The organism is Methylophaga sp. UBA2513, from assembly GCF_002341285.1.
Lineage (GTDB): Bacteria > Pseudomonadota > Gammaproteobacteria > Nitrosococcales > Methylophagaceae > Methylophaga > Methylophaga marina.
The window spans coordinates 1-16,570 of sequence record NZ_DDNT01000008.1; the positions used below are offsets into that span (position 1 = coordinate 1).

Here is a 16,570-nt window from a genome sequence, read left to right on the forward strand (position 1 = left end):
CTGCAGTCTCATGTTTGGAATGTAACACCTTAAAAATATATCAATTTTTTTGCAGATAATACCGGCTTTCATGAGCTAATTTTTATAAAAGTTACGTTCCCTGATACTCATCAGGAGTTGGGCAGATATGGGGCATGTTACAAAATATGGGCTATTGAGGAGATTTTGCCTGCTTATCATTATGATAAGTGTGCCCGGAACTTCCTTCGCTGAGACATCAGTCAGTGCCAGTCTAAAATCGAAATATATTTGGGGTGGCGTACTGATGGGGGATGGCGCTGTCGTTCAGTCTGACCTCAAATATACTTCTGAAAACGGTCTGTTTATCGGGGGAATGTTTTCTACGCTGGATTTTAGCAATTCCGGTAATAACCAACTTGATGTAAAAGCAGGGTACAGTGGTTCAGTGGGTGGGCTTGAGTATGAGGCTGGTTTCGTCAGGCATGGCTTCACTGGCGATGCCCCCACTGATGAGGACGCCGGTGTCCTGAGAACTTTCTTTTCAGGTTCAATTGGAAGTTTCAATTTCATTTTGAAAATTCCGCTTAACGATGCCAGCTGGACCTCGACGGGGGATATTTATACCAATATCGGTTTGGTGAAGACATTCCCGGCCGACTTTCATGTCAGCATCAGGGCAGCGGCGTATTATTTCGCTGATGATGCGGTCTTTGATAATGGCATGGTCGCTTTTGAGAAGAAACAGTCATTTGCTTTTCGCAATGCCACATTGACTATTGAGCATGCAGTTACCGGAATGCCTCTGGATTTAGGACTACATTATTCAATTGGTGGCGAGCGCCGCAATGGCATTGAGCTGGATGACCATGTCTGGATTAGTCTTAATATGCATCTCCCATGAAAACGTTGATGTTTTTTCACTAATTCTTCTAATGTTAGGAGGTAATTGAGTAAATCAGGCCGTTCAAATAATGTTTTATGTAGCCATGATTCACTGAACGTTGGTTCAGTAGCGAACTCCAACTCTCAATGGCGAGATATTTTGTTCGACTGACCTGTTCCACACTTTCTAATCCACCAAGTCCGTCCTCAGTCCCAGCTTCAGGCGGCGTGTACTGGTTCACTTAAGCCGGACACCATTTTGCGGGGAGGGGCAATATAAACATTATGGTGGATTCAAAGGGGGGAAGGACCGGTTCATTTAATGGCAAATAACAATGAAGCAGTTGCAATTATTTGAGCTAATATTACTTTCGCCATGCAATTCCAGTCCGCTTTAATTCAGTGCCTTATGAGCATAAAATAAGCGTTTTGGCGAAAGTGAAAGCGAGCCTAAGTCATTGAATGAATTATATTCCTCTGTGGCCTTCTAAGCCGAGGGTAGCAGGTTCGAGTCCTGCCGGGCGTACCATATCTCAAGTCATTTCCTGCGGTTTTCTAATCTCATCACTTTCGCCATCGCCGATAGCCTAAGCTTTCATTCAAATTTACTTCATCATTGCTATTGGCGCATCACATTAAGTTTATGGTTTCTAGTATTTCTAACTTTAAATGTTTGACTGAATTTCTATGGTTCTGATCCTGTGAGGACTAAGCTAAAACCCTTATTGTCTCTACTGCATAATGAAAATCAGCAAGCAGTTAATATCATCTGCAGATAGTTTGAGCTGAATATTCCTTATCAACACTAGCTCGTTAGTCTAGATATAGTTGTAAATGAGAGTAAGACAAAATTAGCCTTATCTTGTGCTTGCAACTCTAAAGGATAATCATTATTATTACCGCCTTCGATTTGTCGCGTGCGTCATTAAGGTCTACAAGTTTGCTAGTAGGAACACTGATATTTAATTTAAATAGATTGATATGTCAGGGTTATGAAGGTATTGAGCCTGGCTGATTAATGGAGAAAAGTCAGTCATAGTGGTGTAGCTGAGCTCAATTCTGCTTATGTAGCTTGTCAATGCAGTAAAAGTAGGAATTAATTTTCTGGCGGTACTGATTAGGTTGATAAAGTCCTAAGTATGAGTTTGAGCATCTCATCAATAGCGTTTTCTAGTTGGTCAGAAGCCACTTTTGATCTAAAACTAAGGCTTTGTTCTTCTGCCTTAAGCTTAAGTAACCTGTGCGCTAAGTTATAGTCCGACTCAATCTGCAATTACTAGACTTGATTCCCTGTCAGGGAAAGCGATGAATCATTTTTAATATTATATTGAATACTAATTGTTCGTATTTTAATTTATAGGGTGAAGGAATCTTAATGGCAAAAAAAGAGACAAAATTGGGGCGTAGTGGCTTTACTAGTCGAGCCAATAGTCAAAAATGGGTGATGTCGACATTGGCTATGGCACTATCATCAGCAATGACAACACCAGCCTTTGCTGAAGAAGTCGATCTCGATACTGTTGTTATCGAGGGAGACAAATCTACTGCAGAAAGTAATCCTTACGCAGAGCCTGATGCGCCTTATAAAGCCAACCGTTTATCTGATAACAAGCGTACGCGCGACATTGCCGAAACGCCACAAACCATGACTGTTTTGACAAAAGAGTCGATTATCGACTCAGGTAAGACAGAATTAAAAGATATTCTGAGCGCACAGCCTGGCATTACATTGGGTACGGGTGAGGGCGGTAATTCTTTCGGTGACCGTTATATTATTCGAGGCTACGAAGCACGTAATGATGTATTCACCGACGGTTTGCGTGACCCAGGCCTTATCACCCGTGAAACTTTTGCGCTTGAGCAAGTTGAAATTACAAAAGGTCCTAGTTCAACTTTTGCAGGGCGTGGGTCTACGGGTGGTGCCGTAAATAGCGTGACTAAAAAGGCGAGCCTGGATGATGACTTTACAACGCTATCGGGTGGACTGGGTACGGATGAATATCAGCGCTATACCCTGGATACGAATAAAGTGCTAAGCGATGACTTCGCTGTTCGCTTTAATGCTTTATACAGTGAGGCAGATGTCCCTGATCGAGATCCAGCAGAAAAACGACGCCAAGGTGCTTTGTTGTCTGCAGTTTATCAGCCGACCGATGAACTTAGCCTGACAGCAGATTATTATCACTTTCGTGCCGATGATCGAACGGATCCGGGTGTTGCTCTGGATCGAGATACCAACAAAATACTTAAGTATGATTATGTTGGCCAGGACGGACTAGACTTCCAACATTCCAAGGCAGATATTTTTACATTTGGTCTTGATGTTGAGTTAACAGAGGGCATGCGATTAGAAAATAAATCGCGTATTGGTAAAACTGAAAACGAGTATATCGTGACTGCTTACAGTGCTCGCTCAGCAGGTACGCGGTCATTCACCGGTTGGCAGGAAAATGATTACCTTGGCAACCAGACAAACTTAATTATCGATCAGAACCTTTGGGGCAAGCGCCATACGATAGTTACAGGTATTGAATTTGCTAAAGAAGAAATGGATGCCGGGAATTATGATGTTAACCCATCGAGCGTAGCGGTTGACCCATACAATCCCAACAATAATGCTTGGTCGGGTACGGCTAGTAGAAACGATGCATCGACTCAGTTAGAGCTGAAGACAGTCTCTGCTTATTTGATGGATACAATCACCCTGAATGAAGATTGGGAAGTCTTCGCTGGGATTCGTTACGATTATTTCGATTATGATCTGTGGACAGCTGCTAGGAATGGTCGCGGAGGACCTCAAGCTGAAATGGATCGTAGCTACAGCGATGGTTTCTGGAATGGTCACACCGGCGTTGTATTCTCGCCCTGGAAAAACGGTAATATCTATGCCAGCTGGAGCACTTCTTCCAATATCAATGGTGGTGAAGCTGATGCTGGTGGCAGTTGTGGTTATGGTGGTTTGTGTTCAGACTCTGATGGCAACTACAAGAGTGCGGATCCTGAGCAGTCTACCAATTTAGAAATTGGTACCAAATGGAACCTGCTTGAGAACAACTTGTTGTTAACAGCTGCGGTGTTTCAAATCACTAAAGATGACGTTATTGAAGGTGGGAATGACTCATATTCAGGTGGTGGTAGTCTTAACACGGGTGAAAACCGTGTTCGTGGTATCGAACTTGGTCTATCGGGTAACATCACAGATAGGTTGAGTGGTCAAATGGGGCTTGCTTTGATGCATTCAGAAACACTGAAAGCCTTTGATCCTGCTGATGAAGGTAAACCAAAAGCTAACTTCGCGAAACGTAGCTTTAATGGTCAATTAAAATATCAGGCCACGCAAAAATTCGCCTTTGGTGGGGTGGTGACCTATTCCAGTGGCATGTTTGGCGGACAGCCAGATGCGGCCGCTAATACTGATATCAGTATTCCTGGATATATTGTTTATGATGCCTTTGCTTCTTATGAAATCAACGACAACATGACAGTCCGTGCCAATATTCTTAATTTGTTTGATAAGGATTACTATACTGCGTTATATCGAGGTGGCAGCATCGTCTATAAAGGTGATGCAAGAAGCGCCAATGTCAATCTGACCTATAAGTTCTGATCAGGTTATGATAACGGGCCTTCGGGCCCGTTTTTTTTGGAGCTAATGACATGCTAATGGTTATACCTGAGGTGTTCTCAAAAACTGATCTCAGTAAACTCAATGAACACTTAGCAAAAGGAGAATGGCTTGATGGTAAGATAACTGCTGGAGCGCAAGCCAGCGCTGTTAAACAGAATCAGCAGTTGGATGAAAGCTCAACACTCGCACATCACCTCGGCGATATTGTGTTGGATGCACTAGCTCAACAACCTCTATTTATGTCGGCTGCCTTGCCACTTAAAATCTTTCCTCCGATGTTTAATCGATACCAAGGTAAACAAACCTATGGTAACCATGTCGATAATGCCATCCGTTTTGTACCAGGCACACCAACGCGTGTACGTAGCGATCTTTCTGCTACCTTATTTCTGAGTGAACCTGACGATTATAAAGGGGGGGAACTGGTTATTCAGGAGCAATTTGGTGAGCAGAACATAAAACTTAATGCAGGGGATCTCATTCTGTATCCTTCAAGTAGTCTGCATCAAGTTAAGCCTGTCATTGATGGCGAACGCCTTGCTTGCGTTATGTGGATGCAAAGTATGGTTCGTGACAATGAGCAACGTCAGATCTTGTTTGATCTGGATCAGAGTATCCAATCATTAACGACACAACATGAGCACCAACATCAGGATATTATGCGTTTAACCAACATCTATCAAAACCTGTTAAGACAATGGGCTGAGACGTAAGTATGGAAAAATCATTAAAGACGCCGCTAAACTCGATACCACAGGACTTAGTGTGTGCTGCTGACTATGCTCGCTATGCGAAACAACATTTAAGTCATGCTGTGTATGAATACGTTGTCGGTGGCGGAGCTGATGAAATCACCTTGAGACGTAATCGCCAGAAATTAGATGAGTATTTCATTCTACCTTCCGTGTTAAAGGATTGTACAAAAGGGGGAACACATACCACCGTGCTTGGACAGCCTTTTCGTCACCCTTTGATGTTAGCCCCTGTCGCATTTCAACAGCTTGCTCATCCACAAGCTGAGTTAGCGACAGCAGAAGCTGCCAATCACTTAGAGACAGGCATGATAGTCAGTACACTAGCGACACGTTCTCTCGAAGATATTGCTGCAAGTACATCCCAAACGAAATGGTTTCAGCTCTATTTTCAGCAAGATAAAGAGTTTACGCTGAGTTTGGTCAGACGTGCAGAGCAGGCTGGTTATAGTGCTTTAGTTGTCACTGTCGATGCTTCTCTGCATGGCATCCGTAATCGTGCTCAGCGTGCTGGCTTTGTCTTGCCTGAAGGTGTGGAGGCAGTGAATCTTAAAGATCGGCCTCCTCTGCCAAGACAAAGCTTTGAACCCAGTCAGAGTGTTGTTTTTCAGGGCATGATGAGTGAAGCACCAGTTTGGGAGGATATTCGTTGGCTGCAAAAACAGACGACGCTTCCCATTATCCTGAAAGGCATTCTGTCACCCATCGATGCCGTGCAAGCCCGAGAGTTGGGACTAGCTGGCGTAGTGGTGTCAAACCATGGTGGTCGCACGCTGGATTGCGTGCCATCATCCATTGAGATGTTGCCTGTCATAAGAGAAGCGGTGGGTACTGATTTTGTGGTTCTTTATGATGGCGCTGTAGAACGTGGTACGGATACTTTTAAAGCGCTGGCTTTGGGAGCTGATTTAGTTTGTCTCGGGCGGCCGCAATTTTACGCTTTGGCAGTAGCGGGGGCACTAGGCGTTGCCCATTTATTGAGGATTCTACGCGAAGAGTTGGAAGTGACGATGAGCTTGGCTGGTACCCCAACAATCGAGAGTATTACTTCTCATTCACTTCAATATTAAACTGGCCTAAACAAGTTCTTACTGTAATAAATAGTGACTAACAAAATATCGTTCTTAATGTAGATAGCTTTTACGTAGCTTTGCATTCATTGAAATGATGTGTCGACATTCGTAAAAAACACAGCTTCTGCGTTGCTTCCAGTTCTCACTAATGCTACTTTTAGCTGGCAAATATTCAATTCACTCAATATAGAAGAGCTATCTGTGTCAAGGAAAACACTTTTTGTTACCGGGGGGGCTGGATTTATTGGTTCAGCCTTGATTCGTCGTCTTATCGAAGTTAGTGATTATCACATTATCAATATTGATAAACTGACCTACGCAGGTAATCTGGAGTCACTTCTACCTGTTGCTGACAATCCGCGTTATCATTTTGAACAAGCCGATATCTGTGATGCGGAAAAAATGAATGCTTTGTTCAAGGAGTATCAGCCTACTGCAATCATGCATCTAGCGGCAGAATCACATGTTGATCGCTCAATAGACGGGCCTGCGGATTTCGTGCAAACCAATTTAGTGGGTACCTACGTCTTATTAGAAGCTGCCAGACAGTACTGGAAAACGCTTGATAAAGATGCTGCGGCACAATTTCGTTTCCATCATATCTCCACCGATGAGGTATATGGCACCTTAGGTGAAACAGGCTTGTTTGAAGAGACAACACCTTATCAACCAAATTCACCCTATTCAGCGACCAAAGCAGGGAGTGATCACTTGGTTCGTGCCTGGCATCACACCTATGGTCTACCCGTTGTCATGACCAACTGCTCTAATAATTACGGTCCCTATCAGTTTCCTGAAAAATTGATTCCACTGATTATCAATAATGCATTGGTGGGCAAACCCTTACCAGTCTATGGCAAAGGCGATAATATCCGTGATTGGTTGTATGTGGATGATCACGCGGATGCCTTACAGCTTGTTTTGGAACAAGGGAAGCTGGGCGAAAGCTATAATATTGGCGGCTTTAACGAACATACCAATCTTGATGTTGTGCATCGTGTTTGTGACATTCTGGATGAATTATTACCCGAATCTGAACATTGTCCTCATCGAGATTTGATTACTTTTGTCACGGATCGCCCTGGTCATGATCAACGTTATGCGATTGATGCTACTAAAATCAATCGTGAATTAGGATGGACGCCAAAAGAAACATTTACTACTGGCCTACGTAAAACAGTGGAATGGTATATCGACAACCGTGAGTGGAATGAGCGTGTCATGGATGGTAGTTATCAACAAGAGCGCTTAGGGTTGGGAGAACAGGCATCATGAGTCAACGAAAAGGGATTATTCTTGCCGGTGGCAGTGGTACACGACTTCATCCCGTCACACAGTCCATTAGTAAACAGTTACTGCCTGTGTATGATAAACCGATGATTTATTATCCATTATCGACACTGATGCTGGCCGGCATGAGGGAAATCTGCATTATTTCAACCCCCCAAGATACACCACGACTCCAGCAACTATTAGGGGATGGAAGTCAGTGGGGACTGGAATTAAGTTATGTGGTACAGGAAAAACCAGAAGGGATTGCCCAAGCATTTACCCTAACAAAATCCTTTATTGGTGATAGTAGTACGGCTTTAGTGCTGGGCGATAACGTTTATTATGGCCACGATTTAGCGGATTTAATGTCGGAAGCGGATGACAGACAAAAAGGGGCAACAGTGTTTGCCTATCCGGTGTTTGATCCAGAACGTTATGGTGTGGTCGAGTTTGATGATGCAGGAAAGGCATTAAGTATCGAAGAAAAACCGGCTAAACCTAAATCTCGCTATGCTATCACCGGGCTGTATTTTTACGATAACCAGGTTGTTGATATTGCAGAAAGTCTCAAACCTTCAGCACGCGGGGAGTATGAGATAACGGATGTGAACCAACACTATCTAGATAAGGGCGAGCTGCACGTGGAAGTCATGGGCCGAGGCATGGCTTGGCTGGACACAGGCACACATGATTCGTTACTTGAAGCATCACAATTTATTCAAACCATAGAAAAACGTCAGGGGTTGAAAGTGATGTGTCCTGAAGAAATTGCTTATCGACAAGGTTACATTGATGCGGATCAGCTTCTAGCATTAGCTAAACCATTAGTAAAAAGTGGCTATGGCGATTATCTGATGAACTTAATTCACGAAAAGATTTATTAAATGCAAGTTATTGAAACGACACTGCCGGATGTGAAAATTCTTAAACCCAGAGTCTTTGGCGATGAACGAGGGTTTTTTATGGAAAGCTTCAATAAAAAACAATTTGAAGCACTCACTGGCGTGGACACCGAATTTGTCCAAGACAATCACTCAAGATCTTCACAAAATGTTTTACGTGGTCTGCATTATCAAATCCAACATGCGCAAGGTAAATTAGTACGAGTGATTTCAGGCGAAGTGTATGATGTGGCTGTGGATTTGAGACAGTCATCATCGACGTTTGGTCAATGGGTAGGGGTTCATCTCAAAGCAGAAAATCATGATATGTTGTGGGTGCCGCCAGGCTTTGCCCATGGCTTTTTTGTATTAAGTGAATCTGCCGATTTTTTATATAAAACCACAGATTATTATGCGCCGGAACATGAACGCTGTTTGTTATGGAATGATCCCGCCTTGGATATCGACTGGCCTCTATTAGATAAATCGCCTTCTCTATCTGCGAAAGATCAGCAGGGAGCACATTTTAACGAAGCGGAATTCTACGATTAATGCGTATTTTAATAACGGGAAAGCATGGTCAGGTAGGGCATGAGTTAATAAGAAGCCTGTCGTGTCTTGGTGATGTTGTTACCACAGACAGTAAAACACTTGATCTAAGCAAGACAGATGAGTTAGCTGAAAAAGTAGAACAATTGGCACCTGATTTAATTGTCAATGCGGCAGCCTATACAGCTGTTGATAAAGCTGAGACTGAACAAGAGCTGGCATATAAGGTCAATGCTCTTGCCCCACAGATATTAGCTGAAGTCGCCAAAAATCGTGATATCCCGCTTATTCATTACTCAACCGATTATGTATTTAGTGGCAGTGGTGATAAAGCCTGGACCGAAGACGCGGAAACTCAGCCGCTCAATGTGTATGGCAGAACAAAATTGGCAGGTGAATTGGCTATTAGTAATGCCACAGATAAATATATGATCTTTAGAACCAGTTGGGTCTATGGTGCAAGAGGGGCTAACTTTCTCAATACGATGAAAAGGTTAGCGATTGATAAAGTGCAGTTATCCATTGTTCACGACCAGATAGGTACACCAACATGGGCTCGTCACATCGCTGACGTAACGGCGCAAGTCATTTCGCAAAGTCACCAACAAACAGACTTCTGGCAGAACCATAGCGGTGTATACCATCTATCTGGTGCCGGCCGAGCCAGTTGGTTTGGTTTTGCCCAGCAAATATTTAATTTAATGGCTGCACAAGGACACTCAGTGCCGAAGCTTCATCCTATCTCCACGCGTGATTATCCAACGCCGGCAAATCGTCCAGCTAATTCTTTACTCGATAATACAAAGTTAAAACAACATTTTGACCTTGCTTTGCCAGACTGGCAAACCACACTGGAGTGGGTAATGAGCGGAGAAGAGTGATAATCTTCTGTCTTCTTGAAGTGTATTAGCCAAAACTTACTGAGTGTATTACGTTGACATACCCATCAATTGTAAAAAAAATGGGCCTATGGTTTTTGAACAGACCTCGGCCAATAAAAAGAACGATCAGTGTCATACTGGATTTTTTAGCCATCCCATTCTCATTATGGTTAGCTTTTTCTTTACGCTTAGGTGAGTTTTATATTCCGCCGAACCAGCAGTTGTGGATCTTTGTTCTTGCCCCCGTTCTCGCTATCCCCATTTTTATAAAGTCAGGTTTATATCGGGCGATTATTCGTTATATCGGCATGGATGCTATCTGGACAATTGCCAAGGCTGTATTGCTGTTTACCTTGATTTTTTCTGTCATCGTGTTGACCGCTGATGACTTGGCCGGGTTAGTGCCCAGAACGGTTTATGCCATTCAAGCAATCATCTTGATGTTGTTTGTAGGGGGGAGTCGCATGATGGCGAGATGGTTGATAGTGAAAAGCGATCATCATCTCTGGAAAGAGCTCAATGCCGTTCGTTATATTCCACCTGTCTTAATTTATGGCGCTGGACGAGCTGGCGCACAAGCCGCAGCATTGATGAAATTGAGTAATCAGATGCGTCCCGTGGCGTTTATTGACGACAACGCAACATTGTGGCGACAACAAATTAATGGCATGACGGTTTATGGTGTTGACCAGCTTGCCAGGCTGATTGAACGTTTTAAGGTCAGAGACATTTTACTGGCAATGCCATCGGCGGGTCGTCGTCGCAGAAGTGAGATATTAAAACTGCTGGAGCATTATCCTGTCCACGTCAGAACATTACCTGATTTGATGGATATTGCAGAAGGACGCCTGGAAGTTTCTGATATTCAGGAAGTGGATATCGCTGATTTATTAGGTCGTGAACCTGTAGCACCGATTAATAATTTGTTAAGCAAAAATATCACGGATAAAGCGGTGATGGTGACCGGTGCTGGTGGTTCTATTGGTTCAGAGCTTTGTCGGCAAGTTATCCATTTATCGCCATCCTGTCTGGTTCTTTATGAAGCGAGCGAAATTAATCTTTATCAAATTGAGCGTGAACTGGCGTCATTAGCTTTAGATATTCCTGTTTACTCTATGCTGGGAACAGTGCTTAATCAGCAGCGTGTCGAGATGGTATGTCGGCGTTTTGGCGTGAATACTATTTATCATGCAGCGGCCTATAAACATGTGCCAATTGTTGAGAGAAATACCAATGAAGGTATCCGTAATAATGTGTTTGGCACACTGCATTGCGCGCAGGCTGCGATTGATGCCGAGGTGGAAACTTTTGTACTTATCTCAACCGATAAGGCTGTTCGTCCAACCAATACCATGGGGGCAACAAAGCGCTTTGCAGAGTTAGTGCTTCAGGCTTTTGCCGAATCAAAAACGTTGTATAACAAAACGCGCTTTACCATGGTCAGGTTTGGTAATGTCTTGGGCTCATCGGGATCTGTGGTGCCATTATTCAGAGACCAGATTGCCAAAGGTGGACCGGTAACGGTGACTGACCCTGAGATCATCCGCTATTTTATGACAATTCCTGAAGCTGCAGCCTTAGTTATCCAGGCTGGCGCCATGGGCAAAGGTGGTGATGTCTTTGTGCTCGATATGGGCGAACCGGTCAAGATTGTTGATTTAGCAAGACGCATGATCCATTTAAGTGGGTTCACGATACGTGATAAAGAGAACCCAAATGGTGATATTGAAATTGCCTATACTGGTCTCAGACCCGGTGAAAAGCTTTATGAAGAACTGCTCATCGGTGATAATGTATCGGCGACCGAACATGAGAAAATAATGCGGGCAGAAGAGTGTGTGATTGAGTGGCCAGCTTTGGTCACAATCATTCGAGAACTGGAACTCGCTAACAAATATGATGACTGTCAAAAAGCACGAGCTATATTGCTAGACACGATTGATGGATTTATTCCTCAATGTGAGTTAAGTGATTGGCTGGGGAACGATGTCTAGAAGTGCATTCTTTATATCGCCAGAGTCTCACTTAAACTATACTGGTGCTGTATTTCAAGAGGATTTAATTTAGTGTGTGGAATAGTCGGCGGAATCGCTGAAAGGAATGTTAGCCCCATCTTGATGGAAGGGTTACGAAGACTGGAATATCGCGGTTATGATTCGTCTGGAATGGCGCTGCTTGATGATATCAACGAACTACATCGTGTTCGATCTTTGGGAAAAATACAACAACTTCAGGATAAAGTTGATCAATTAAATGCCCCGTTTACTGGTCGAATCGGTATTGCTCACACACGTTGGGCGACACACGGAATACCTTCTGAAAATAATGCTCATCCACACATTTGTAACAATCAAGTGGCGGTCGTACATAATGGTATTATTGAGAATTATCAATCATTAAAACAAAAACAACTTGCTCAAGGCTATCGCTTTACTTCTGAAACCGATACTGAAGTCGTTGCTCATGAAATTCACGCAGAACTGCAACAGGATAATGATCTTTTACAGGCGGTTTTGCGTTCTCTGAAAGTCTTTGATGGGGCCTACGCTCTAGGCGTAATGGATAAGTCTCATCCAGATATGCTGGTGGCTGCCAGAAAGGGAAGTCCTTTGGTCATAGGAATTGGCATTGGTGAACACTTCATTGCTTCGGACGTCTCAGCGTTGCTTCCCGTTACACAGAATTTTATTTTTCTAGAAGACGGTGATGTTGCCAAGTTAACCCGGGACAAGGTCGAAATTTATAGTGCGGCAACAGGTGAAGTAGTTGAACGCCCTGTAAAACAGTCAAGCCTGAATATTACGTCGGTTGAGCTGGGTGAGCATCGCCATTACATGCACAAAGAGATCTTTGAACAGCCCCAAGCCGTGATTGACACGTTAGAAGGGCGTATCACACAGGATCAGGTTTTGGTATCGAGTTTTGGCCCCAAAGCTGAGCAAATCTTTAAAACGGTTGAGCAAATTCACATCATCGCTTGTGGTACCAGTTATCACGCGGGTATGGTCACTAAATATTGGATGGAAGACATTATCGGTTTGCCATGTCAGGTTGAAGTGGCCAGTGAGTTCCGTTATCGCAATCCGGTGATTCTGAATAACACGTTGTTTGTAATGATAAGTCAATCAGGCGAAACCGCTGATACACTGGCTGCACTGCATCAGATTAATCACTATAGAAAAGTCCATGATTTAGATGGCATTACTTCCTTAAGTATTTGTAATGTAGCAGAGAGCAGTCTGACACGTGATGCTGATATGACTTATCTGACGCATGCCGGGCCCGAAATTGGTGTGGCGTCAACCAAATCATTTACTACTCAGCTTGTTGTACTGGCTTTACTGCTCACAAGCTTAGGTAAAGTCCAAAAAAGATTAAGTAAAGAGCGTGAATCTATGATCGCAGGTGGTTTGCAGAAACTACCTAATTTGATTCGTATGGCCCTCGAACATGAAGAGGAGATTCGTGATATCTCCCAGTTATTCGCAGATAAACAACATGCTTTATTTCTAGGACGTGGCACGATGTTTCCGATTGCTCTGGAAGGGGCTTTAAAGTTAAAAGAAATCAGTTATATTCATGCAGAGGCGTATCCTGCAGGTGAACTGAAACATGGTCCTTTGGCTTTAATCGATGAAACCATGCCAGTTATTGCTATCGCCCCTCTTGATGATTTATTGGAAAAGTTAAAATCCAATTTACAGGAAGTCAAAGCTCGAGGCGGGCAGATGATTGTGTTTGAAGATGAACGCAGCGATATCAGTTCAGAGACCAGTTTCAAAGTAGTGAAAGCAACGACCAATGTCGGTCGAATTACCGCACCTATTACTTACAATATCTTATTGCAGTTATTGTGTTACCACGTTGCCTTAATCAAAGGCACTGATGTGGATCAACCGAGAAATTTAGCGAAATCCGTTACAGTTGAGTAAAAATATGAAAATAGCAATCGCAGGGACAGGGTATGTTGGCCTTTCACTGGCCGTCTTATTAGCTCAAAAGCATCAAGTCGTGGCTTTAGATATTATTGAGGAGAAGGTAAACCTGCTCAATAACAAAAAATCGCCAATCGTTGATGCTGAAATTGAAGATTTTTTGCAAAATAAAACACTAGATTTTCGGGCGACACTGGATAAAGCGGATGCCTATAACGATGCTGATTACGTCGTCATTGCCACACCAACCGATTACGACCCAGATACCAATTATTTCAATACAAAGTCTGTAGAAGCGGTTATTCAGGATGTAAAAAGTATCAATCCTGATGCTGTGATGATAATTAAGTCTACTGTACCAGTTGGGTATACTGCAGAAATTAAGCAACGTTTTGGTGTTGATAATATTTTCTTCTCACCAGAGTTTTTAAGAGAAGGCAAAGCGCTTTACGATAATTTATATCCTTCACGGATTGTTGTTGGAGAGAAAAGTGAGCGTGCAGAAACCTTTGCTAAGTTACTGGTTGAAGGCTCGCTTAAACCGGATGTCTCCGTTTTGGTGACTGACAGCACAGAAGCCGAAGCGATTAAGTTATTCTCGAATACTTACCTTGCTATGCGGGTGGCGTACTTTAATGAGCTTGATAGTTACGCAGAAGCACACGGTTTGGACTCACGTCAGATTATCGAAGGTGTCGGTTTAGATCCACGCATTGGTAGTCACTATAACAATCCTTCATTTGGCTATGGTGGTTATTGTTTGCCAAAAGACACTAAGCAATTATTGGCCAATTACGAAGATGTGCCTAATAACATCATCAAAGCGATTGTTGATGCCAATACTACAAGAAAAGACTTTATTGCTAACTCAATCATTAACAAAAATCCTAAAGTTGTCGGCATTTACCGGTTAGTGATGAAATCCGGTTCTGATAATTTTAGGGCCTCAGCTATTCAAGGTGTGATGAAACGTATTAAAGCCAAAGGTATTGAGGTTATCGTTTATGAGCCTGTACTTGAGGATGCTGAGTTTTTCAGATCAAAAGTTGTGAATGATCTCAATCAGTTTAAATCTCAGGCGGATGTAATTTTAGCTAATCGCCTCACTGAAGATATTATCGATGTGAAAGATAAAATCTATACACGAGATTTATTCGGTGGTGATGCTTAGAATGAGAAAATGATCACTGAGTAAACGTTTTATTAGTTATAAGATAAAGAAGTGGCATGGATGCCAATATGAAATATCTGAGTAGACTGCCATGGATGGCGGGGAAATTTTATTTCTGGCATCTGTGCCACCCAAGTAAGCCGAGCTAAACGCATAGCTATTGGGATGAGTTTTCACTTTCTTATAAAATTTCCTATCAAGTCATGTCTATGCTCATCTTCTCCTATTCATAAAACTTATATCTGGTTTCGCAAAAAGAATACTAATGTCATGAGTCTCTATGGCAGGGTAAGTTTAACTTTAAGTTTAAACAGCTTATAACTATTTATTTTCTATAAAAATATAAAATAAACTTTGATTGTTCAGAGGTATTATTAATACTAGTTCTGAATGATAACGTCATTCCGTTTATACTTAGCCGCAATTTTAAACAAATATTTAAGAAGAACAATCAGGATAGTCAATGAGTAAAGTTGCATTAATCACTGGCATTACAGGGCAAGATGGATCTTATTTAGCCGAGTTTTTACTTGAAAAAGGCTATATCGTTCACGGGATAAAACGACGTGCGTCAAGTTTTAACACACAACGCGTCGATCATATCTATCAAGATCCTCATGTCGATAATAAAAACTTTATATTGCACTACGGCGATTTAACGGACTCATCCAACCTGACTCGCATTTTACAACAAGTTAAACCTGACGAAGTATATAACCTAGGTGCGCAGTCTCACGTCGCAGTCTCTTTCGAGTCACCTGAATACACAGCTGATGTTGATGCGATGGGTACGCTTAGACTTTTAGAGGCTATTCGATTGTTAGGTCTTGAAAAGAAAACACGCTTTTATCAAGCATCTACTTCTGAACTTTATGGTTTAGTGCAAGAAATTCCCCAGAAAGAAACAACACCTTTCTATCCTCGATCCCCTTATGCTGTTGCTAAACTCTATGCTTACTGGATCACGGTCAACTACCGCGAGTCTTATGGCATGTATGCCTGCAATGGCATTTTGTTTAATCATGAATCTCCCCGCCGTGGTGAAACCTTTGTCACACGTAAAATTACCCGTGGTTTAGCGAATATTGCTCAAGGACTGGAAAAGAAGTTATACATGGGCAATATGGATGCATTGCGTGACTGGGGGCATGCAAAAGATTATGTGCGTATGCAATGGATGATGTTGCAACAAGACAAGCCAGAAGATTTTGTTATAGCCACCGGTGTGCAATATTCAGTTCGACAATTTATTAGCTGGTCAGCACAGGAGTTGGGCATCACGCTAGAGTTTGAAGGCGAAGGTACTACAGAAAAAGCTATTGTTGTCTCAATCGAGGGTGAAAACGCTCCTGCTCTGAGTATTGGTGATGTCATTGTCGAAGTTGATGAACGTTATTTCCGACCTGCTGAGGTGGAAACTTTACTGGGTGATCCTGCTAAGGCTAAACATGAATTAGGGTGGGAACCAGAAATTACCGTGCAAGAAATGTGTGCTGAAATGGTTGCTGAAGATCTTAATATTGCAAAACGTCATGCCTTACTGAAATTACATGGCCATGAAGTACCTGTGAGTGTTGAATAAATT

12 protein-coding genes are annotated in these 16,570 nt (G+C 42.7%); all 12 read left to right on the top strand.

All coding sequences use genetic code 11. The annotated features are described in order from the left end of the window. Positions 1-190 precede the first annotated feature (190 nt). The 12 genes from B3V56_RS04445 (at position 191) to gmd (ending at position 16,567) form a co-directional block, all read left to right on the top strand. The gene (locus tag B3V56_RS04445; protein ID WP_289281588.1) at positions 191-862 is read left to right on the top strand and encodes a TorF family putative porin; all 672 of its coding nucleotides are present in this window, start codon (positions 191-193) and stop codon (positions 860-862) included. A 1,356-nt stretch (positions 863-2,218) separates the two neighbouring features. Beyond that, positions 2,219-4,450, top strand: coding sequence for a TonB-dependent receptor (locus B3V56_RS04450; protein WP_289284004.1), 2,232 nt, complete (start codon positions 2,219-2,221; stop codon positions 4,448-4,450). Between the two features lie 50 nt (positions 4,451-4,500). Beyond that, positions 4,501-5,184 (top strand): Fe2+-dependent dioxygenase, encoded by a 684-nt coding sequence (locus B3V56_RS04455; protein WP_284722093.1) that lies wholly within the window; start codon positions 4,501-4,503, stop codon positions 5,182-5,184. Positions 5,185-5,186: 2 nt separating this feature from the next. Next, positions 5,187-6,293, top strand: coding sequence for an alpha-hydroxy acid oxidase (locus B3V56_RS04460; RefSeq protein ID WP_289281590.1), 1,107 nt, complete (start codon positions 5,187-5,189; stop codon positions 6,291-6,293). A gap of 204 nt (positions 6,294-6,497) precedes the next feature. Continuing rightward, on the top strand, positions 6,498-7,571 hold the full coding sequence (gene rfbB / locus B3V56_RS04465) for a dTDP-glucose 4,6-dehydratase (protein WP_289281591.1): 1,074 nt from the start codon (positions 6,498-6,500) through the stop codon (positions 7,569-7,571). Then, on the top strand, positions 7,568-8,452 hold the full coding sequence (rfbA, locus tag B3V56_RS04470; protein WP_289281592.1) for a glucose-1-phosphate thymidylyltransferase RfbA: 885 nt from the start codon (positions 7,568-7,570) through the stop codon (positions 8,450-8,452). The genes rfbB and rfbA overlap by 4 nt, the downstream gene beginning before the upstream one ends. After that, positions 8,453-9,001 carry a dTDP-4-dehydrorhamnose 3,5-epimerase gene (rfbC, locus tag B3V56_RS04475; RefSeq protein ID WP_289281593.1) on the top strand — a complete coding sequence of 183 codons (549 nt, stop codon included), beginning with the start codon at positions 8,453-8,455 and terminating at the stop codon, positions 8,999-9,001. It begins immediately after the preceding gene. Next, complete coding sequence (gene rfbD, locus B3V56_RS04480) at positions 9,001-9,879, top strand: dTDP-4-dehydrorhamnose reductase (protein ID WP_289281594.1); 879 nt, start codon at positions 9,001-9,003, stop codon at positions 9,877-9,879. Before rfbC ends, rfbD begins: the two co-directional genes overlap by 1 nt. 80 nt (positions 9,880-9,959) lie before the next feature. Continuing rightward, the gene (locus B3V56_RS04485; RefSeq protein ID WP_289284005.1) at positions 9,960-11,873 is read left to right on the top strand and encodes a nucleoside-diphosphate sugar epimerase/dehydratase; all 1,914 of its coding nucleotides are present in this window, start codon (positions 9,960-9,962) and stop codon (positions 11,871-11,873) included. Between the two features lie 72 nt (positions 11,874-11,945). Next, a complete protein-coding gene (gene glmS / locus B3V56_RS04490; protein WP_289284006.1) occupies positions 11,946-13,811 on the top strand; it encodes a glutamine--fructose-6-phosphate transaminase (isomerizing) in 1,866 nt (621 codons plus the stop codon). Between the two features lie 4 nt (positions 13,812-13,815). Next, positions 13,816-14,985: a nucleotide sugar dehydrogenase gene (locus B3V56_RS04495; RefSeq protein WP_289281598.1), complete on the top strand. Its 1,170-nt coding sequence runs from the start codon at positions 13,816-13,818 to the stop codon at positions 14,983-14,985. 463 nt (positions 14,986-15,448) lie between these two features. After that, entirely contained in the window at positions 15,449-16,567 is a 1,119-nt protein-coding gene (gene gmd, locus B3V56_RS04500; protein ID WP_286305416.1) for a GDP-mannose 4,6-dehydratase, read from the top strand. The last annotated feature ends 3 nt before the right edge of the window (positions 16,568-16,570 follow it).

Coding starts and splice junctions, on each gene's coding strand:
- rfbC (WP_289281593.1), top strand. CDS start 8,453: ATGCAAGTTATTGAAACGACACTGCCGGATGTGAAAATTCTTAAACCC.
- B3V56_RS04495 (WP_289281598.1), top strand. CDS start 13,816: ATGAAAATAGCAATCGCAGGGACAGGGTATGTTGGCCTTTCACTGGCC.
- rfbD (WP_289281594.1), top strand. CDS start 9,001: ATGCGTATTTTAATAACGGGAAAGCATGGTCAGGTAGGGCATGAGTTA.
- B3V56_RS04485 (WP_289284005.1), top strand. CDS start 9,960: ATGGGCCTATGGTTTTTGAACAGACCTCGGCCAATAAAAAGAACGATC.
- gmd (WP_286305416.1), top strand. CDS start 15,449: ATGAGTAAAGTTGCATTAATCACTGGCATTACAGGGCAAGATGGATCT.
- B3V56_RS04450 (WP_289284004.1), top strand. CDS start 2,219: ATGGCAAAAAAAGAGACAAAATTGGGGCGTAGTGGCTTTACTAGTCGA.
- B3V56_RS04455 (WP_284722093.1), top strand. CDS start 4,501: ATGCTAATGGTTATACCTGAGGTGTTCTCAAAAACTGATCTCAGTAAA.
- rfbA (WP_289281592.1), top strand. CDS start 7,568: ATGAGTCAACGAAAAGGGATTATTCTTGCCGGTGGCAGTGGTACACGA.
- B3V56_RS04460 (WP_289281590.1), top strand. CDS start 5,187: ATGGAAAAATCATTAAAGACGCCGCTAAACTCGATACCACAGGACTTA.